Source organism: Faecalibacterium sp. An192 (assembly GCF_002160175.1).
Classification (GTDB): domain Bacteria; phylum Bacillota; class Clostridia; order Oscillospirales; family Ruminococcaceae; genus Faecalibacterium.
Genome location: NZ_NFKB01000039.1, coordinates 1 through 20341, shown reverse-complemented (window position 1 = coordinate 20341; position 20341 = coordinate 1). Strand labels below are relative to the sequence as shown.

Sequence of the window (20341 nt, the reverse complement as noted above, 5' to 3'; positions counted from 1 at the left end):
TGAACGCGGCGAAAAAATGGGTGTGAAGAAATATATGGAAGATAAGATCAAAACCACAACCAAGAGATTGGACGAAAAAACGGAATTTATTGCCGTGGATTTTTTTCGCCTGCTGTTTGCAATAGGGATCGTGGCGCTCCACCTGGCACCGATGCAGGACATCAATGAAACGCTCAATTACTTTGTAGTACATGTGCTGACACGACTGGGCGTTCCGTTCTTTTTCCTGGTGTCGGGATTTTTCCTGCAGAAGAAGATTCAGGATGTTCAAAAGGTCAAGGCTTATCTGGCGCGGATTTTTCAGCTTTATGTCATTTATACGGTTCTGTACTTGCCGCAGATCGTTTATGACGATAGAAAAGCCGGCGGTTTCTGGGTTTGGAATCTGCTGGATTTCGTGCGGAATTTTTTTCTTGTCGGTTCATACACACAGCTGTGGTATTTTGTTGGACTCATCGTCGCAACGCTGCTGCTATATTGGCTCAAAAACAAACTGAAACTGCGAGATCGGTACATTGCAGCGTTGGTTTTGGTCTTATATGCAATAGGAACGATCGGAAACGCCTATATTCAGCCGCTGCAGGATCGTATTGATGTGCCTGTAGATGCACTGGTACAACTTGATGGGAAGTACCTTTTGTTGTGGCTGTATTTCCGGGTATTCAGCACCACGAGAAATGGCCTTTTCTTTGGGCTGCCCTATGTGTTTTTTGGATACCTCATTGCAAAGAACCGAGACAAAATTGTCCGCAAAAATTATTTGCTGCTTGCAGTCCTTTCGTTCCTGCTCATGACCGGGGAAGCGGTTGTGGTGCATGAAGTATTTGGAGCGACAGGCAGCGATATGCTGTTTGCGCTTCTGTCGACTTCCGTTTTTATTTTGTTGTTTGCAGCATTCATTGATTGCAGGAAGACGGAACGGAATTTTCATCTCGCCAAGCACTTGCGCTCTTTGTCGGTGCTGTACTTTGGGCTGCATAAATGGATTGAGTTCTATTTTGTGGGCCTTTTACATAGGGCGCTTGGTGTGGAACTGAATAGTTTGGCGCGATTTGTTTTGGTTGTCGTCCTGAATTATATTGCGGCAGAAGTGATTATCCGTATGTCCGCTATAAGGCATTTTCAATGGTTAAGGAAATTGTATTGATATAAATGCTTTCTTACTGTACCGGATCAAAATTTGGCAAGGTAAGGGAGGACGAACGCGATATTCAAAATGCTGTGCAGATGAAAAAAGCCAGCAACCATGGGCTGCTGGCTGGGAGAGTCTGTATTTTTGTAGTAGGATGCAGCTTATAACTGGGAAGTCTTAAGTTAAATACAGACTCTCAGTGCAGGAACTTTTCCAGCTCCTTTACGACCTCTTTCTCCATCGCCTCAGCTTTTTCACGGCTCTCCGCGCTCACCGAGATGTAGGTCTTGAGCTTGGGTTCCGTGCCCGAGGGCCGGACCACCACCGAGCAGTGGCCCTCCAGCAGATACTTGAGCACATCCGACTTGGGAAGACCGTTCAGGCCCTGGCTGTAGTCCAGGGCCTTTTCGATTTTCTTGCCGGCAAAGGAGTCCACTTTCTTGCCGGGGCCTACGTCCGCATGGAAAGTTTTCATGATGCTCTGCATCTTGGCAAAGCCGGCGCTGCCGTCGAACTCATAGCTGTGGAGGGTGTTGAGACGGTAGCCGTAGACCTGATACAGCTCGTTCAGCTTGTCCAGCAGGCTGATGCCCTGAGTGGCATAGTAGCTGAACATCTCACAGATCAGGCAGGCACTGTTGACGCCATCCTTGTCCCGAACGTAGCTGCCGGACAGATAGCCGTAGCTCTCCTCGAAGCCAAAGATGTAGCTGTCGGCTTTGCCCTGCTTCTCCAGCAGGCCGATCTGTTCGCCGATGAACTTGAAGCCGGTCAATACATTGATGGTCCGGACGCCATAGTGATCGGCAATCTGTTCGCCCATGTCGGTGGTGACAATGGTTTTCATCATGACAGGATCGGCGGGCATTTTGCCGTGTTTCACCCGCTGGGAGCAAATGTAATCCAGCAGCAGGATGCCGGTTTCGTTGGCAGACAACAGGACGTACTCGCCGTCTTTGTTACGCACTGCAATGCCTACACGGTCGCAGTCGGGATCGGTGGCCAGCAGCAGGTCGGCATGGCACTGCTTGGCATATTCTATGCCGAGAGTCATAGCTTCCTTGATCTCAGGGTTAGGATAGGGGCAGGTGGGGAAGTTTCCGTCGGGCTGCTCCTGCTCCTTGACCACAGTAATGTTGGCGTAACCCATCTCTTTCAGGGTGCGGGTTACTGGCTGAAGGCCGGTGCCGTTCAGCGGGCTGTAGACAATGGCCACATCCTTGTTGACAGTTTCGCCAAAAAGAACCGACTGCTTTTTGACCTCTTCCACAAAGGCGGTATAGACCTCATCGGAGATATACTGGATTTTGCCTGCACTCAGTCCGTCCTCAAAAGAGATGCTCTTGACGTCTGCGAAGAGATCCAGTTTTTCAATCTCGGCGAGAATCTCCGCAGCAGCCTCGGTGGTGATCTGGCAGCCGTCTGCACCGTAGACCTTGTAGCCGTTGTACTTGGAAGGGTTGTGGGAGGCGGTCACCATGACGCCTGCCGAGTTGCCCAGATAGCGGGTGGCAAAGGAAACAGTGGGTACAGGCATCAGGACAGGCCAGATGTGGACCTGAACGCCGTTGGCGGCAAGGACACCGGCCGCAGCCTTGGCAAAGACATCTGACTTGATCCGGCTGTCGTAGCCGATGGACACCGAAGGCTGGTCAAAATGCTTGTGCAGGTAGTCGGCCAGGCCCTGGGAGGCCTTGGCCACGGTGTAAATGTTCATCCGGTTGGTGCCGGCTCCAATGACGCCCCGCAGGCCGCCGGTACCGAAGGAAAGATTGCGGTAGAAGGCATCCTCCACCTTGGCGTCGTCCATGGTTTTCAGCTCGGCGGCCACATCGGCATCTGCCGATGCACAGGTACACCAGCGCTCATACTCTTTTTTATAGTCCATTGTTGTTATCCTCTTACATCCAGGAACTGCGCTTGTCCGTATATGGTCAGTTCGGCCGAACCCGCGGGAACAAAGATGCAGTCTCCCTTGAAAAATAGGATTTCTCCGCCGTTGAAGCGGATCATGCCGCATCCCCGGAGACAAAGCAAAACCCGAAAAGAAAACTCGTCGACGCGGAACTGCACCAGCTGCCGGCGTTCCGTGTTGAGCAAAACCCGATATACCTCAAAGTGTTTGCAGCGGCTCAAGAATTCAGAGGCCACGCCCGGTCTGTATTTCAGAACCCGCATGGGTTGGCGGGGCTCGGCACTGTTTTTGAGGTTGGCCACTTGTAGAGCCTTGTCTATGTGAAGTTCCCGCTTTTTGCCGTCTTTGCCTACGCGGTTGTAATCATAGAGGCGATAGGTGAGATTGGAATTTTCCTGAATTTCAGCGATCAGGGCCCCGGCGCCAATCGCATGGATGGTGCCAGCTTCGATGAAAAACAGATCGTCCTTCTGGATGGGGACTTGCTGGAGGTGGCGGGTTAAAGTGCCGTCGGCAATGGCCTGGCGGATTTCCGCCTCAGTGCAGTCACGTTTGAGGCCGTAGACCAGATGGGCGCCCTTGGCGGCATCCAGAACATACCAGAATTCGCTTTTGCCGCTCTGGCCGTTTTCGTGCTCCATGGCGTAGGCATCGTTGGGATGCACCTGGACGGAGAGGTCATTTTTGGCGTCGATAAACTTGACCAGCAGGGGAAGTTTGCCGTCAGGATGGCGTATGCCCAGAAATTCCGGGTGATCTTCCAGAACCGCGGCCAGAGTCTGGCCCTCAAATTCTCCGCTGGCAACCATGCTGAGGCCGTCCGGGTGGGTGGAGCACTCCCAGGTCTCGGCCAAAGGGTCCATATCGATCCCTTTGGTGAAGTCGTCGTTGAGACGGCGGCCTCCCCACAGGTAATCCTTGCCGGCCGGCCGCAGTAAAAACGGTTTACTGTTCCAGTTCATATTTTTGGTTGTCATGGACGCTGATCTCCTTGCCCAATTGTATCTCAATCAGCTGCAGCTCGGTTTCTGCGATGACCGTATGACGGCACCCGGCCGCCATGGTGATGACGTCGCCGACCCGGATTTTCTGCTCCATTCCGTCCACAATGGTGCGGCCTTCTCCTGCAATGACCGTCCAAACCTCATTTCGGAACTGATGGCTGTGGTAGTTCATCCGCTGGCCGGGATTCAGGGTTACCTTGACGATCATGCTGCCGTCCTGTACATCCAGAACCCGGAAGCTGCCCCAGGATTTTTCTGCAAATTTGATCTGATTGTCCAGGGCGCTGACGTAAGGCTTGATATTGCTGGACTGCTCTTTGTCGGATACCAGGATGCCTTCCGGGCTGGCGGATACCACCATGTTTTTCAGTCCCATACAGAGGATGGGCACATTCAGCTCGTTGACCACATGGACGTTTTCACAGGTGTCATCAAAAATGGCTTTTCCGATGGCCCGGCTGTCCAGAGCCTCGGTCAGGGTATTCCAGGTGCCCAGGTCTGCCCAGGTGCCGGAAAAGCGGATGACCTCAATTTCCGGCTCGTGTTCCACCACGGCATAGTCGAAGCTGATTTTGGTCAGGGTTTCGTACTTGTCGAACAGATCGTCGTAGTCCACAAAATCGATCAATTCGTGGGCACGGTTCAGCACATAGCCCAGTTTGAAGGCGAAGACGCCGCCGTTCCACAATGCGCCCTGCGCGATATACTGTGCGGCCACATCCTGAGTGGGCTTCTCTTTGAACATGGAGACCTTGCTCGGACTGTCCTTGCTGGTGGGAATGATATAGCCGTATTTCTCGCTGGGGTAGCTGGGCTCAATGCCCATCAGGACCAGGTTGGCGGGGCTGACGGCAGCGCGTTCGCTCAGGGTTTTCAGAGCCTCGAAGTAGTTGCTTTCCACATAGGGGTCCACCGGACAGACCACCACCGGTTCTTCCTCGCCCACGCCCTGTACATCCTTCAGGTAGGCGGCTGCTAGGGCGATGGCCGGGAAGGTATCACGGCGGCAGGGCTCGATGCTGATGCCTACGTTTTCACCCAGCTGGTTGTGAATGGCCGAAACCTGGGATTTGGAGGTGGCGATGGTGATGGTAGCGTCGGGGTCCACCGCCTTGATCTGGCGGTAGATCCGCTGGACCATGGATTCCAGCTCGCCTTTTTCGTTGTGGAAGATCTTGATAAACTGTTTGGAGCGGACTTCATTGGAAAGAGGCCACAGGCGCTGGCCTGAACCGCCGGAAAGCAATACCAGATTCATAGTCTTTCTCCTTTTTGTAAAAGCGCAGAGAGCTGCATCCTTCGATGGGCTGCGGCCCTCGTTTGAGTTGTCGCTCGGCCCGCATCCCCTTGAGAATAACTGCGCTTGAAACAGATAAAGCAGGCTTCCACACAGCAAAAAAGCGATAGTCCACCCCTTCAAAGGCTGGATATCCTGTTTTGCAAGACCGTGGTTAAGCCTGCTTTTGTAGTCGCCTTTCTGATTCCTTGTGTTACAAGCATATTGAAAAATTCATCCTTTGTCAATGCGATTTTACTGTAAAAGTCATTTTTGAAAGTTTGCATAAAAAATGGGATTGTTTTTGTGCACAACAGGGACAGCGCCGGGTACTTGAACGAGGCGGAAAAGTTATCCGATATCTGGATGGCCTCAAAGAAAATGATGCCTCGATTGCTGCTATTTGGAATCCGGCTGTCCGAAATATACGTCCAACGAACTTGCAACTTTTCAGTAAATATATTCTGCTTTATCTTGTGGCAAAAGATGGTACATGTTATAATGAAGCGCCGAATCAAGGCGATTTTGACAGCAGTCGGAAAGACGATGGAGGCTTGGCATGGATCAAGAAAAATATCTTATCCTCATCAATGGGCAGGATAAAACCGATGCGATTGCTTCGTTCCGGATGGAAGGCCAATACTGCGAGATTGTCTATGCCAATTCTCCCAAAGCGTACCATTATCGGCGGGATAAAGTGCAGATTTTGGAACTGCAGCAGCGCTTGAATCCGGATGATTGGATTGTGGAGGCGGGAAATCGTTCCCTAAACGATCTGGATGAGATTCTGGATTATGGCAGCTGGTATCGTTTTGTCCGGGCAGGACAAAAGACCGTCTCGTGTCCCAAAGCGGACGTTTTGTTCCATCGGAACTGCCTGACGGATAAGCGGGTGCAGTCTCTCTTTGCCTATTTTAAGGAGACCGCCGGAGCGGTCGGACTGACGGTTGACAACGGCGTAAATTTGCTGAGTGCCCAATATGAGCGGTGCAAGCGGATTGACAGTGAAACGGCGCTGGCCTGCTATCTGGACCCGGATATAAAGCCCCAAAAGCGCGATTTGCCCGGCGTCATTCTGTATCCGTTTGGCTTAAATCAAAGCCAAAAGATTGCGGTGGGACACGCCTTGTCCTCGCAGGTGAGTATCATTCAGGGCCCACCGGGAACGGGAAAGACCCAAACCATTCTGAATATTATCGCCAATGCGGTCCGAAACGGGAAGACGGTGGCGGTTGTTTCCAACAACAACGCCGCCACCCTCAACGTGGCCGAGAAAATGGAGGCCAAGGGCCTCTCGTTTCTCACCGCCTTTTTGGGCAGCCGGGCCAATAAAGAGCATTTTCTGGAAACCCAGGCCGGGGAGTATCCCAATATGCAATCCTGGGTGCTGGAGCCGGAAGAACAGCAGCGTCTGTCGAAGACCGTTGCGCAGCTGTCGCAGGAGTTGAATCAGCGCCTGGATGCCAAGAACCGGATTGCGGCCATTCAGCAGGAACTGTTGGAATTGACTCCGGAAGAGCACAACTTTGCATCCTATTATGAGCATGCAGGACAGGCTTTTCGGGGTGAGATCAAAAACTTATCGGCTCAGGAAACCCTGTCTCTGTGGCTGGAGTATGAGGCTCATGCAGAAAATGGGAAACGGCTGGGCCTGCTGAAAAAGTTCTCGATTTGGCTTCGTTTCAACCGCAGTGCCCTGACGGTTTTTGGTCAGGCTCCGGAAGTGGTCATTCCTTATCTTCAGCGGCAATTTTACCAGCTGCGCCGTCAGGAGCTGACGGAAGAAAGAGAGCACCTGGAAAAGATGCTGGAACACTATTCCTTCGATGAGAAAATGGAGGAATTGACAGACCTGTCCCTGTGCCTGTTTCGGGCAGAGCTGAGCCGGCGGTTCCGCTGGAAAGGAAAACGCCCCTGTTTTGATGTGAAGAGCTTTTGGGGGGATCCCGGCAAAGTCAACGCAGAATATCCGGTGATCCTGAGCACGACCCATTCCATCAAGGGAACGCTGCACCCCGATCATGTTTATGACTATCTGATTGTGGATGAGGCCTCGCAGGTGGATCTGGCCACCGGCGTGCTTGCCCTCTCTTGTGCAAAGAATGTGGTGATTGTGGGCGACCTCCAGCAGCTCCCCAATGTTCTGGACGGCGATACCATCCAAAAGAGCGAGGCGGTCTGGAACCAGCGTTCTTTGCCGGAGGCCTACCGTTTCTCGACCCACAGCCTGCTTGCCTCTGCACTGGAAGTGTGGAAGGATGCGCCGATGGTACTCTTGCGGGAGCATTACCGCTGCCATCCCAAAATCATCAATTTCTGCAATCAGAAATTCTATGGGGGCAAACTGATTGTCATGACCGAGGACCACGGAGAACCTGATGTCCTGACCATGTACAAGACGCCCCAGGGCAATCACGCCCGGGGACACCTGAACCAGCGTCAGATTGACGTGATGCGGGAAGAAGTGCTGCCCAGGCTGAAAAAGCAGGGATACGACCAGATTGGAATTATCACTCCCTATCGGGATCAGGTGGCGGCCATCCAGACCCAGCTGGGCAAAGAATGGGAAGTGGCAACCGTCCACAAATTCCAGGGCCGCGAAAAGGAAGCTATTGTACTGACTTCGGTGGACAATGTGATCACCCAGTTTGTGGACGATCCCCATATGCTCAACGTGGCCGTGTCCCGGGCAGTGCGGTCCCTTGCGGTGATTACCTCCAGCGATCCGCGGAACGACACAACCAACTATGGTGAGCTGACCCGCTATATTCAGTACAACAACTGCGAAGTGGTGAACAGCGCGGTTTACTCGGTATTTGACCTGCTCTACAAGAGCTATGCGGAACAGCGCCGGGTCTATCTGCAAAAGCACAGACGGGTTTCAGACTACGATTCCGAGAATCTGCTCTATATCGTCATTGAAGGAATCCTCCAGAAAGAACCGTTTGCTTCGGTGGGCTGTGCGGTCCATGTGTCGGTCAACCATTTGATCCGGGATTACAGCCTCTTGACCGAGGAGGAAGCTGTTTACGCCCGGAATCCCCTGACCCATGTGGATTTTCTGTTGTTCCGGCGGGTGGATAAATCGCCGGTGCTGGCCGTGGAGGTGGATGGAACCGCATTCCATGCAGCCGGCAGCGTACAGGCCCGGAGAGACGCGAAAAAGAACCGTATCTTTGCGCGGTGCGGAATTCCCTTGCTGCGCCTTCGGACCGATGAGAGTGAAGAGGCCCTTCGGATCGAACAGGCTCTGGAACAGGCGCTGAAAGGAAACTGAAACAGCCAAATGAAAAAGGAAAAGCTGCTGGCTTATTGAACCAGCAGCTTTTCCTTTTCTATATCAGATCACCACGTCAAACAGCCCCAGCATCACCGGCATGGTTGCGATGGACAGCAGGGTGGACAGGACATAGAGGGAGCTGGATTTCCCGACGTCCTGGCCGTACAGCTGGGCCATGGAGGTGATGGTGGTGCAGGCCGGAGTGATGGCGGCCAGATAGACGGTCATCAGGATGGACTTGCCGTCGGGCAGAAAGGATACAGCCCCAGACACCCACAACAAAGCCAGAGCGGCCAGGGGATAGATCAGCAGCCGCAGAGCAGCTGTAAGGTAATAGCGAGGGGTGCACAGCAGCTGCTTCAGGGGAGATTCCGCGATGGCCATGCCGGCCAGCAGCATCCCCAGAGGCCCCATCAGGTTCCCCATGCTGTCCATGGCCCCCACCAGGACGCTGGGCAGGGGGATATGGCCCAGATAGAGCACAGCGCCCACCAGGATGGAGATCAAATTCACGTTGGTGAGGATGGATTTCAGGCTGAGGGAACCGGCGCCCCGCAGAACCGTGCTGCCGTGGGTCCACAGCAGGACCAGCTGAACAATGATGAAGGCGCAGGAGTAAATCACATATTCCTGGCCCAGGAGGGCCTGTACCAGCGGAATCACCAGAGCACCGGCGTTGCTGTAGATGGCGGTGGCGCGCTCCACCGCATCCAGCCCCAAAGGCCGCCGCAGGACGGCGGTCAGGGCCAGAAACACGACGTGAATAGCCGCAGCCGCCCCAAAGGAAACCAGCAGGCCGGCGCGCACCTGGGGGCTGTCCTGGATCTGAAAAGCGTCGATGATGACGCAGGGGATCACCAGATAGACCAGGATCACCGACAGCACCTTGCTGTCGGCCGCCCGGAGCAGGCCGGTGCGGACAATCAGATAGCCGCAAAACAAAATCAGGAACAGCTGCGCAATCTGCTGCGCCAGCAAAAGGGCAATCTCCATAGAACATACCTCCTCACCCGGAAACAGAGCGGGCATAAAAAGAGAGATGCCCCAAAGGGCACCTCTCTGCGTGGGACAGGCTTACTTGGTTGACGTGTCGTCCTCCGTGGTTTTGGTCAGACGGGCGATGTGCAGCGCCAGATAGGCGGTCTCCTCGTTGGGAAGAAAGATGTTGTATTTGCGCAGCAAAAAGGTGCGGATTCGCTCGGCGCAGTCGGTGGCTTCGGGATAGCCGCTCTGCATCTGCCGGAACAGGAAATCATCCTCGCTGTCCATCAGTTTGCCGGAGAAAAAACGGTCGGCGAAAAACTGCAGATGGCTGATGAACCGGGAAAAATGGATGCTCTCGGTGTTCAGGCTGGTGTGCATGCGGTAGGTGACGATGTTGGTCAGCTCGCCGATCAGCAGCGCGGCCTTCATGGCGTCGCCGCCGGCCCCCACGTCCTGGCGGGCGTTGACGATGTGAAAAGCGATGTTCCCGGCTTCCTCCTCGGGCAGATCCACACCCAGAAGCTCGGAAGTACGCCGCAGGCCCCGCAGGCCCACCTCAAATTCCCGGCGGTAAAAATGCTTGATCTCCCAGAAAACCCGGTTGGTGACCACAATGCCTTTCTTCTGGCGCTCCACTGCAAAATGAAGGTGATCGGTCAGCATCAGGTAAATGTGGGGAGAAAGGGTCACCCCCATGGACGTCTCCGCATCGGCCACAATGTCCTGGGTCAGTTCCAGATACACCGGCGGGATGGAGGAAAACAGCTCAATCATGGGCTGAGCATCGGGGTTGGACAGCGGAATGAAAACCCGGTCCGAAGGCTGACGGTCTATGGTTTCCCCGGGGCGGCGGCCATAACCGATTCCTTTGCCCAGCAGGATGGATTCCTCTCCGTTTTCATCCTGCACCAGCACGACGCTGCTGTTCAGCACCTTGCGTATCTGCATGGGGTCATCACCGCCTCCTTTGTGTTGATGCTGTCTCGGTTCAGGTCAAATCCTCTCCGTTGGAGGCAATGACTTTTTTGTACCATTCAAAGCTGTCCTTGCGGCTGCGGGCCAGGGTACCGTTGCCCATATCGTCCTGATCCACATAGATGAAACCATACCGCTTGCTCATCTGGTTGGTGGATGCCGAAATCAGGTCGATGGGAGCCCAGCTGGTGTAACCCCACATCTCCACGCCCTCGTCGATGGCCTTGCCCATCTCGCTGATGTGCTGGCGGAAATACTCGATGCGGTAGGGGTCGTGGATGGAGCCGTCGGGCTCCACGGTGTCCTTTGCGCCGATGCCGTTTTCCACAACCATCAAGGGCTTGCGGTAGCGGTCGTACAGCTCAATCAGACTGTAGCGGAGGCCCTTGGGGTCAATCTGCCAGCCCCAGTCGCTGGTGGCCAGATAGGGATTCTTGACGCCCAGAACGGTGTTGCCGGGGGTGCGCTCGGCGTTGGGGTCCACCGACTCGGTCATGGTCATGTAGTAGCTGCAGGACACAAAGTCCACGCAGCCCGCCTTCAGGATGGCGGCATCTTCCGGCTGGGTCTGGATATGGATGCCCTTGCGCTCAAACATCTTGAGGATCAGGCGGGGATATTCGCCCCAGACGTGGACGTCGGCGTAGAACAGGTTCTCCAGGTTTTTGGCCTGGGTGGCCAGCTCATCGTCGGGGGCACAGGTGCGGGCGTAGGTGGTGAGCTTGGTCAGCATGCAGCCCACCTTGCTGCCCGGGATGACTTCATGGCAGTCCTTGACCACCAGGGCGCTGGCCACCAGCTGATGGTGCAGGGCCTGGTAGCAGACTTCCAGCAGCTTGTCCTCCGGCACGCGGCTGGGGATGATGCCGGCAGTGGTGAAGGGGTGGCGGATGATGCTGTCCACCTCGTTGAAGGTCAGCCAGTACTTTACATCGTTCTTGTACCGCTCAAAGCAGGTATGGCAGAACTTGGTGAAGCAGTCGATGACCCGGCGGTCGTGCCAGCCGTTGTACTTGGTGGCCAGGGCCAGCGGCATCTCGTAGTGGCTCAGAGTGACCAGCGGCTCGATATGCAGGCGGTGCATCTCGGCGAACAGGTCGCTGTAGAACTGGAGGCCGGCCTCGTTGGGCTGGGCTTCCTCGCCGGTGGGATAGATGCGGGTCCAGGCAATGGACACCCGCAGCATGGTAAAGCCCATCTCGGCAAAGAGGGCCAGGTCCTCTTTGTAGTGGTGGTAAAAATCAATGCCGCGGCGCTTGGGGTACCAGGTGTCCTCGGGGTCGGCCATGGCTGCGGCGATCATCTCGTCGTTGATGGCCATGTGGGCCTTGTAATCCTTGACGTCGGTGTTGGGCTTATAGGTGGCCACATCGGCTACGCTGGGACCCTTGCCGTCCACGTTCCAGGCGCCTTCCACCTGGTTGGCAGCGAGCGCGCCGCCCCAGAAAAAACCTTTGGGAAAACTCATTGTACAGCCTCCAACTTCATCAGGGCGGCGCCGGGCTTGACTGCACCGTCTGCCGCCGGTGTGACGGTAAAGGTGTCGCCGTTGGTCACAACGATGGGGGTAGTGGTGTCGAATCCGGCGGCCTGAATGGCTGCGATGTCAAACTTCATCAGCAGCTGGCCCTTCTGGACTTTGTCGCCGTTTTTGACAGCGGGAGCGAAACCTTTGCCTTCCAGTTTTACAGTGTCCATGCCAATGTGCATCAGCAGCTCAGCGCCGGTGCTGGTGACCATCGAAATGGCGTGCTTGGACTCAAAGACCGACTCAATGGTGCCGTCCGCAGGGGCGTACAGCTCTCCTTTGCTGGGAACCACGGCGATGCCGTCGCCCAGAATTTTCTGGGAGAAAACCTCATCCTTCACGCTGGTCAGGGGAACCGCCTTGCCCTCCAGGGGGCTGGCGATGGTGCAGCTGGCGGGCTTGGCGGAAGAATCCGGAGCAGCCTCTGCGGAAGGAGCGTCGGTGTCGTCCTCGTCTTTGTAGAGGATCAGGGTCAGGATAAAGGATGCGGCCACCGAGATGGCAAAGCCCACGCAGGCCCAGACAAAGTTCATGCTGTTGGCAGGGTCAATGTACATGGCCATGCTGGCAATGCCGGGGCCGACTGCGGCGAAGGCCTTGATGCCCATGAGGCCAATGAACAGGCCGCCGATGAAGCTGGACAGAACCACCGCAATGGTCACCTTGCGGCGCTGCAGGGTGACGCCGTACAGAGCGGGCTCCGTGATGCCGAACAGGCCGGAAATGCCGGCAGAGATGGCAGTGGAGCGGAGATTTTCGTCCTTGGTCTTGATGGCGACTGCCAGGCAGGCGCCGCCCTCCGAGATGTTGTGAGCCAGCGAAGCGGGCAGATACAGCATATCGAAGCCGGGATCAGCAATGGAGGCAACCGCATAGGGAACCAGAGCCTTGTGCATGCCCAGGGAGATCATGAAGGGCAGGATGGCGGCCACCAGGGCGACGGCCAGCCAGCCCAGAGTGTTGTACAGGCCGAGGATGGCAGAAGTCAGCAGGCTGCCGATGTTGTAGCCCAGAGGTCCCAGCAGGAGCAGACCCACGGGGAAGGCCACAGCAAAGCAGAACAGGGGAACAAAGAACACGCGGATGGCCTTGGGGCACCACTTGTTGCACCATTTTTCCAGGAAGGCCATAAAGATGACGATCAGAATGGAGGGGAAAACCTGGCCGGTGTAGCCGATGCTCTGGATGTGGAGGCCAAAGAAGTAGGCGCCGCCCTCGGTCGCCAGCAGGGCGGAGGTGCTGGGGGAGATCATGGCCGCAGCCAGAGCCACAGCAACCAGTTTGTTGCAGCCGAATTTGGTGGCGGTGGTGAAGGCCACCAGAACGGGCAGATAATACAGTGCCGCGTCGGCCACATTATAGAAGACCTGATACACCACATCGGAGGAAGAGAGGAGGCCGAAGGTGGTGAAGATGGTCAGGATGGCCTTCAGGACGCCGGCGCCTGCGATGGCGGGAACCAGAGGCTGGAAAATGCCCACCATGTAGTCCAGGATCAGGCCGCCGATGTTCTTTTTGCCGCCGGATGCGGCAGCGGGTGCTGCGGCGTTGAAGCTGCCCAGCTTGAGCAGCTCATCGTATACCTCGATGACATCGTTTCCGATGACCACCTGGCACTGGGGGCCGCTTGCGATGACGCCCATGACGCCGGGGGTCTTTTTCAGTGCGGCAGCATCCGCCTTGGCGGGGTCGGCCAGGGTGAAGCGCAGCCGGGTGGAACAGTGTTCCAGATGCGAGACGTTTTTATCTCCGCCCACCAGGCGCAGAACGTCCGCAGCAGTCTGCTTGTAGTTTTTCACTTGAGAAATCCTCCTTGTTGACTGTACACATCCTTTGCCATTCGGCCAAAATGGCAAAAGAAAAAGACCCAACAGAACACAACCTACAGCTTCCCCCTCTTGTGCTAAAGAAATGGTAAGCCTGGGATGTTCCGTCAGATCCTGCCTGCATGACCAGTGACATGTCCAACCGGTAACTTGTATCCATAGTATAGCAAAATGCACGCCCCGACGCAACATCCAATTCACACAAAATTCATACTTTCAATTTGTGCAGATATACTTTGACAGGGCGTGAATTTGTGTATGGACAAAGCAGGAAAGACAGCGGGCATGGCCCGGGTGGAACGGTGGCGCATACATGGCAAAGCCCTCCTGCGGAAGATTCTCTTACCATAGGAAGCCTTTTCGCTGCCTGTTGAGGCAATTTAAAATAGAACGCTCAAGAGAACGGGCGATGGGTTCGTTTTGGCCAGGCAGGATTGAAACCAGGGGACCAGCAGGCTGAAAAATCGAAAAGCGGCAGAGGCTTTTGGGCCCTGCCGCTTTTGTTTATCAGGAGAGACATCAAATTTCAAATCCTATGCCTCCCGATGTTATTTGTCCTTTTCCTTGTGGCGGTTCCTTCGATGCAGATACACTTCTTTATTAAACGGAACGATATAGGTGCATTCGTAGTGAATCGCTGTAATGTTGCTGTGGACAAAGACTCGGCCGTCCCGCAGGTAACCCCGCGAAGTGATGCAGAAGGCCGGTTCACCTTTTTTGCAGCTGAGCAGACCCGCTTCTTCACGGGTCAGCTGGGTGGGACGGTAGGTGGTCATAAAACGTGAGATGCGATAGCCTTGTTCCATCGCAAGGTTTTGGATGGAATCTTCCACGCTCTCTCTGTCCACATAGGGAAACAAGGTGCAGGGAAGGTAGCCCGTTTCGATCTGGGTCTTGATATAGTTCATGATCCGTACCCGGCGGAACTCCCATACTTCTTCGCTGGCCTCAATGTCAAAAATCCGGATCAGCTCCGGGCCCGCCTTTATTTTGCGCAGGGACAGCATTTCAGAGCGAAGGGTACTGTACTGGATCTGGGTGGCCGAATTGTAGACCATCGGATATTTTTGGACGTTTCTCCGAATGTAGATGCCGTCTCCGCGCTGGCGGTGAATCATGCCCATCCCTTCCAGACGGTTCAGGGCCTGCTGGACGGTGTAGCGGGATACCCCGTAGTCTTGTGCCAGGACACGTTCCGCCGGCAGCTTTCCCTCAGGGAATTGATGCTGAAAGATCTTGCTGATCAGATCTTCGATCAAAAACTGCGTCTTTTTGGCTGTCATCCTGGCACCTCTTTTCGATCTGTCACGGTGTAACCAGTGTTCCGTCCGGCACACGGCTTTGGGTCCACTCATGGGGACGATAAGTACAGGGATACTGGCCGGCCAAGGCCTCGTCAAAGTCGACACCGATGCCCGGGCGGTCTATGGGATAGAAGTAGCCGCCGACCGGTTCCGTGTACCCGGGGAACAGGCTCTTGGTGTTGTCTTTCAGCTCGATGTTCTCCTGAATGGCAGCGTTATGGCAATGGATGTTCAGGTGGGTGTTCACGGCAAGCCCGATGGGAGTGATGTCCGAGGGGGTATGCCAGGCGATGCCCACGCCATAAGCCTCTGCCACCGAGGCCACCTTCAGCGCCGGCGTAATGCCGCCCAGCTGAGACACGTGGCAACGCAGGTAGTCGATCAGGCGGCCTTCCAGCAGGGGCATCCACTCGGTGGGATTATTGAAGAGCTCGCCGGTGGCAATGGGGGTGGAGCACTGGGTGCGCAGCTGGGCCAGCCAGGCGTTTTGATCCGGCGGCAGCAGATCCTCAATGAAATAGGGGTGGTATGCCTCAACCTGTTTGGCAAAGTTGAGGGCCTGGGTTGGGCTCAGTCTCTCGTGCACATCGTGCAGAATATGGAAGGCGTCTCCATATTTCTCCCGCAGCAGCCGGAACATGGTCAAGGTGTTCCGCATATAGTCGTCCGGGTCAAAATAGGCTCCGGGCAGGGGATGCTCCGGCGTCTGGAGGTGGTCCGGATTCCCGCCGTAAAAGCCCAGCTGGCAGCGGATGTGCCGGTAGCCTTCGCTGCGGATGCGCTTCACTTCTTCATAGAGCTGTTCCATGGTATCTGCCACGGCGTGGGTGTAGGCGGGAATAGCCGTGCGGGCACGGCCGCCCCACAACTCGTACAGCGGCATCTCAGCCAACTTGCCTTTGATGTCCCACAGAGCCATGTCCACCCCGGAAACTGCATTGTTCAGGACCGGACCGTTGCGCCAGTAGGCGTTCACCATCATCAGGTGCCACAAATCCTCGATTTCGTTGGCATCCCGTCCAATCAGAAGGGGACGCAGGTATTCCTGAACGGTGGTCTGGACGGCCAGAGGCCGTTGCTGAAAGGTGGCGCAGCCAACGCCGTAAACACCCCGGTCGGTCAGAACCTTGACCACCACCAGATTGTGGCGGTCGGGGCGGACTACATAACATTGGACATCTGTGATGATTGTCGCTTTCACAAAAAGAACCTCCTTCGTTTCTGCTGCAGACTGTTTCCTGTCCACGCAGCCTGGACGGCATTGCAGACAGGGGATGTGCCATGGATTTCAGAACGGGCGGTTCTCCATCAGCGCTTTGATTAAACCACACAGCTTCGCCTTTCGTCAAGAGTTGCTGATTTTTCTAATAAAAGTTAATAAAAAACAGTCCAATTTTCCTGGACTTGTTTTGAGAAAATGAAATAACATGCGATTTATCGATGGATATGTGTGGACGGCATCAAAATCCTGCCGGTTTTTAACATTTGCCCATTTCCGGTGGACTTGCTATACTCCTTTCCAGAAAGCGGGCGGCCCATGAGGCCTGGCACGGGATGAAGCCAGGCGACCCATTTGCGGTAGAAGATCATCCCGAACGGAAAAAGACAGGATACACAAATGGAATGGTCTGAACAGGAGGACTGTTGCGATGGAACTCTCAAAGTCTGTTGCCAGCATCATTGCGCATGTTGGCGGTAAAGAAAACATTGTAAATGTGTGGCACTGTATGACCCGGCTCCGCTTTGAGCTGGTGGACTACGACAAGGCTGATATGGAAGCGATCAAAGCGATTCCGGATGTGATCGGCGTCCAGTTCGCCAAAGGACAGGTGCAGATTGTCATTGGCACCACCGTGGAGAAATTCTATACCGAGGCCATGAAACAGCTGGGCCTGGATGCGGCCAAAGAGGCGGACAAAGCCCCGGCGGATGAACCCAGCGGCGAAAAGAAGGGCCTGGTTTCCCAGTTCATGGATCTGATGTCCGGCATTTTTGGACCCATTGTGCCGGCCATTGCAGGCGCCGGTATGATCAAAGGTCTGATGACCGGCCTGGTTGCCCTGAATGTGATTTCCAACACGACGGACACCTACCTGATTATTGATATGCTGGCCAGCGGCGTATTCAATTTCCTTCCCTTCCTGGTGGCGGCTTCCGAGGCCAAAAAGCTGAAGACCAACCAGTATCTGGCCATTGCTCTGGCAACCGTCATCATGTACCCCACCATGGTGAATGCGGCCGCAGCCGGCGAAATCAGCAACTTCTATCTGTTTGGGATGATTCCTGTCCCGGTGTTTAACTATTCGAGCTCGGTTATCCCCATCTTCTTTGGCGTGCTGCTGATGAGTTATGTGCACCGCTGGGTGGACCGCATCATTCCCAGTGCAGCCAAAACCGTGATTGTCCCCACCCTGACCCTGTTTATCAGCGGCATCCTGACCCTGACCGTCGTGGGCCCCATCGGCATTTATCTGGGCCGTGGTCTGGCATCGGTTGTCAATACGGTTTATGACATCAGCCCTGTTCTCTGCGGCGTCTTCTTTGGTGCAATTCGCCCTGTGTCGATTCTGGTAGGTATGCACCACGCCATGACCCCCATTGCCATGGAAAACTTCGCCTCTCAGGGCTGGGATATGCTGATGCCCATGATGTTTGTAGCAAACCTGTCCATCGTGGGCGCCGCTGCCGGCTGCTACTTCAAAGCCAACTCCAAGTCTGAAAAAACCGTGATCGGCGGCGCTGTGCTGTCGGGCTTCCTGGGCATTACCGAGCCGGCTCTGTTCGGCGTGCTGACCAAGTACAAGATGGCCTTTGTTGCCGCTACGGTGGGCAGTGTGGTAGGCAGTGCTTTCATCAGCTTCTTTGGCGTCCGTCTGTATGGCTACATCACTTCCAGCGTGTTCAGCATTCCCGCCTACATCGGACCGTATTTCCCCTTCGCTGTTCTGGGCTGGATCATTACCCTGGCCGTCTCGTTCTCTCTGTCCTATCTGCTGGTTGTTAAAATGAACCGCAGCTGATCATCCGCTGCGCATAAAAGAGGGCATACAGGTTTGACCTGTATGCCCTTTTTCTGGTTGTTTGGTCAGGGGATCACATCTTATTTGATGCTGTAGAGCATACATATGTGAAGCCCATAGAAGCCGATGCCTGCGGATTCCAGGAAACGATCCATATTTGGCTGCCAGTTATAGGAAGGGTAGAATACATAGCTGGAGTAGGAAATATAGCCTTTGCCGGTTTTGCTCTTCAGCTCGCTCAAAACGGTGTCTTTGTTCTCACCGCGGGCGATCCGGAGGGCAGCTCTGGACATCTCGGCGTCCCAGGACATGGGACTGACGCCGGCGGCCGACCGGGCTTCGTTGATATGAGTGAAATAGTTATACCCCTGCCCAAAGCCGTAGGCTGCCGGGACGGTGCCGCTGGCCATAATATTGCTCTGCACCACGTCGGCAGCATACAGGATGTATTTGTCCGGCACTTCTTCATAGGTTTTGCAGAAGCGAAGATACCGGATGGCCCCGCCGGCGGCGATGTTGTCCTCCACCTGGGGGTCAAAGACATAGTCCACCCCGTGGATGTTGATGACGCACCAGGCGTGGCCGGTGTAGCCGCCGGCAGCCCGGTGGGTCTGGCCGGTTTGGATTCTGGCGTCAAAACCGATCATCCGGGCCAGCACCGCAAAGGCTGCCGAATAATTGTCGCATACGCCCACCCGCTGGGTCATGATCGAATAGGCATCCTCTGCGAGCCAGCCACCCTGGTTCAGATTGGACAGGACACTGCCATAGGAGCAGTTCTGAATCAGCCAGTCATAGCAGCCCCGGAGCTGTTCATAGGGCGTGGAGCCGCCCACCTGGGCCAGGATTTGGTCTGCCACCGTCAGCAGCGGTTCCGGCCAGTTGCGGTCGGGAGTAAGGGTGGCGTTGGCGATGCGGGCCTCTGCTCCGGTAAGGCTCTGCTGGGCCTGGTAGGCCTGCTGGGCATTTTCCTCCAGCACAAAAGGCTGCCCGGTCCGCAGGGAATAGGCGGCCCGGCCTTCGCCGGCGCCAAAGTTCAGATAGTGCAGATAGAGATCTTCCAGATAGAGGTCTCGCCCGTAGGCTTGCATCAAGTCCGGGTTATCGCTGACATAGCGGGCAAAGTCAAAGTCGCTCACAGGGTCCGCCGCACTGGCCCCCATGGCCAACATCCCGCAGCTTGCCGCCAGCACCACCAGGAAGAACAACGCACGGTAAAGATGTCGTTTCATCATTGGATACCTCCTCACACGGCGGCTGCAAGAGCGCAGCCGCTCTTTTACTATAAAGATAGCAAAAAAGAGAGGCTGCGTAAAGCTTTTGGCGCAGAGATGTGATGTTTTTCTTCAAAGCAATAATAACAGGCGTTCCACACTGGAAAACGCCTGGCAAACATATTGGACAAAGAGAATCACCCGCAGCTTCCCGAAGAACAGGGAGGCGGCGGGTGATTTGACTCTTATTCAAACTGCAAAAACTTGTAGGCCGGCACATCCAGCGCCTGGGCGATCCGCAGCAGGGTGGTCAGGGAGATGGGCTTGTACATGCCGGGGGCTTCAATCTGGCCGATGTAGGAGGTGGCCACTCCCAGCTTGTCGGCCAGCTTTTCCTGAGTGTAACCCTGCAGCTTGCGGTAGTAGGCGACCTTCAGGCCGATCATTTTGTATTCCTGTTCAAATTCACGTTCCATGGCGTACACCTCGTGTCTTCATTGTACGGAAGAATGGGGTGATTTTTTATTCCATAAACATATTGCAATTATTACTTCAATAGTTATAATAATAAGTGCAAAGGTTGTTGTTTTGCTTTGCTGCGTCCAAAATGCGCACAGCGGATCACAAAAGGCACGGCATGGGAAAGGGAGGTCGGATATGTTTTTGGAGGATCTAGCCATACTGGCGGATATTGTAGGCGATATTGTGACGCTGCCGGTAAAAGTAGCCCACTGGTCGGTGGAGCTGGGCAATGATATCACCGAGACGGTGGCTCAGGACATTCAGAACCGGATTGAAGGGAATCCGGAGCAGGAAGCCCGCACTTCCTATACCGTTCGGGACGAAGCAGAGGAAATTGTCTCCAAAAGCAACACCCGATACC

16 protein-coding genes are annotated in these 20341 nt (G+C 55.1%); 4 read left to right on the top strand and 12 right to left on the bottom strand.

What is annotated here, in order from left to right; genetic code table 11:
• The first annotated feature begins 34 nt into the window (after positions 1-34).
• Positions 35-1147, top strand: a complete 1113-nt coding sequence (locus tag B5F27_RS11720) for an acyltransferase (RefSeq protein ID WP_158098242.1) — start codon at positions 35-37, stop codon at positions 1145-1147.
• Positions 1148-1328: 181 nt separating this feature from the next.
• Here B5F27_RS11720 and B5F27_RS11715 read toward each other — a convergent pair whose 3' ends face one another.
• From B5F27_RS11715 to B5F27_RS11705, 3 genes are read right to left on the bottom strand one after another with little or no spacing between them, the layout of a single operon-like run.
• Positions 1329-3020 (bottom strand): phospho-sugar mutase, encoded by a 1692-nt coding sequence (locus tag B5F27_RS11715; protein ID WP_087367887.1) that lies wholly within the window; start codon positions 3018-3020, stop codon positions 1329-1331.
• A 5-nt stretch (positions 3021-3025) separates the two neighbouring features.
• A complete protein-coding gene (locus B5F27_RS11710; RefSeq protein WP_242962179.1) occupies positions 3026-4024 on the bottom strand; it encodes a type I phosphomannose isomerase catalytic subunit in 999 nt (332 codons plus the stop codon).
• On the bottom strand, positions 3993-5309 hold the full coding sequence (locus tag B5F27_RS11705; protein WP_087367884.1) for a sugar phosphate nucleotidyltransferase: 1317 nt from the start codon (positions 5307-5309) through the stop codon (positions 3993-3995). Before B5F27_RS11705 ends, B5F27_RS11710 begins: the two co-directional genes overlap by 32 nt.
• Before the next feature lie 577 nt (positions 5310-5886).
• Between B5F27_RS11705 and B5F27_RS11695 the strand changes: the two genes are divergently transcribed.
• Entirely contained in the window at positions 5887-8604 is a 2718-nt protein-coding gene (locus B5F27_RS11695; protein WP_087367877.1) for an AAA domain-containing protein, read from the top strand.
• 63 nt (positions 8605-8667) lie between these two features.
• On the opposite strand, the gene B5F27_RS11690 is transcribed toward B5F27_RS11695, so the two are convergent.
• From B5F27_RS11690 to B5F27_RS11665, 7 genes are all read right to left on the bottom strand, one after another.
• Positions 8668-9600: an AEC family transporter gene (locus B5F27_RS11690; RefSeq protein WP_087367875.1), complete on the bottom strand. Its 933-nt coding sequence runs from the start codon at positions 9598-9600 to the stop codon at positions 8668-8670.
• 81 nt (positions 9601-9681) lie between these two features.
• Positions 9682-10539: a PRD domain-containing protein gene (locus B5F27_RS11685; protein WP_087367873.1), complete on the bottom strand. Its 858-nt coding sequence runs from the start codon at positions 10537-10539 to the stop codon at positions 9682-9684.
• A gap of 40 nt (positions 10540-10579) precedes the next feature.
• Positions 10580-12034: a family 1 glycosylhydrolase gene (locus B5F27_RS11680; RefSeq protein ID WP_087367870.1), complete on the bottom strand. Its 1455-nt coding sequence runs from the start codon at positions 12032-12034 to the stop codon at positions 10580-10582.
• Positions 12031-13893: a beta-glucoside-specific PTS transporter subunit IIABC gene (locus tag B5F27_RS11675; protein WP_242962178.1), complete on the bottom strand. Its 1863-nt coding sequence runs from the start codon at positions 13891-13893 to the stop codon at positions 12031-12033. The genes B5F27_RS11680 and B5F27_RS11675 overlap by 4 nt, the downstream gene beginning before the upstream one ends.
• A gap of 407 nt (positions 13894-14300) precedes the next feature.
• Complete coding sequence (locus B5F27_RS16830; protein ID WP_158098241.1) at positions 14301-14450, bottom strand: hypothetical protein; 150 nt, start codon at positions 14448-14450, stop codon at positions 14301-14303.
• Between the two features lie 18 nt (positions 14451-14468).
• Positions 14469-15203, bottom strand: a complete 735-nt coding sequence (locus B5F27_RS11670; RefSeq protein WP_158098240.1) for a GntR family transcriptional regulator — start codon at positions 15201-15203, stop codon at positions 14469-14471.
• Between the two features lie 22 nt (positions 15204-15225).
• Positions 15226-16425, bottom strand: a complete 1200-nt coding sequence (locus tag B5F27_RS11665) for an enolase C-terminal domain-like protein (protein WP_087367861.1) — start codon at positions 16423-16425, stop codon at positions 15226-15228.
• A 448-nt stretch (positions 16426-16873) separates the two neighbouring features.
• Between B5F27_RS11665 and B5F27_RS11660 the strand changes: the two genes are divergently transcribed.
• On the top strand, positions 16874-18244 hold the full coding sequence (locus B5F27_RS11660; RefSeq protein ID WP_087367858.1) for a PTS transporter subunit EIIC: 1371 nt from the start codon (positions 16874-16876) through the stop codon (positions 18242-18244).
• 80 nt (positions 18245-18324) lie between these two features.
• Here B5F27_RS11660 and B5F27_RS11655 read toward each other — a convergent pair whose 3' ends face one another.
• Together B5F27_RS11655 and B5F27_RS11650 are read right to left on the bottom strand one after the other, a co-directional pair.
• Positions 18325-19479 (bottom strand): transglutaminase domain-containing protein, encoded by a 1155-nt coding sequence (locus B5F27_RS11655; protein WP_087367856.1) that lies wholly within the window; start codon positions 19477-19479, stop codon positions 18325-18327.
• A gap of 224 nt (positions 19480-19703) precedes the next feature.
• Positions 19704-19934 (bottom strand): helix-turn-helix transcriptional regulator, encoded by a 231-nt coding sequence (locus tag B5F27_RS11650; protein ID WP_087248329.1) that lies wholly within the window; start codon positions 19932-19934, stop codon positions 19704-19706.
• Between the two features lie 181 nt (positions 19935-20115).
• Here B5F27_RS11650 and B5F27_RS11645 point away from each other — a divergent pair.
• A partial coding sequence (locus B5F27_RS11645) for a hypothetical protein (protein WP_144066517.1) occupies positions 20116-20341 on the top strand: 226 nt, incomplete at its 3' end.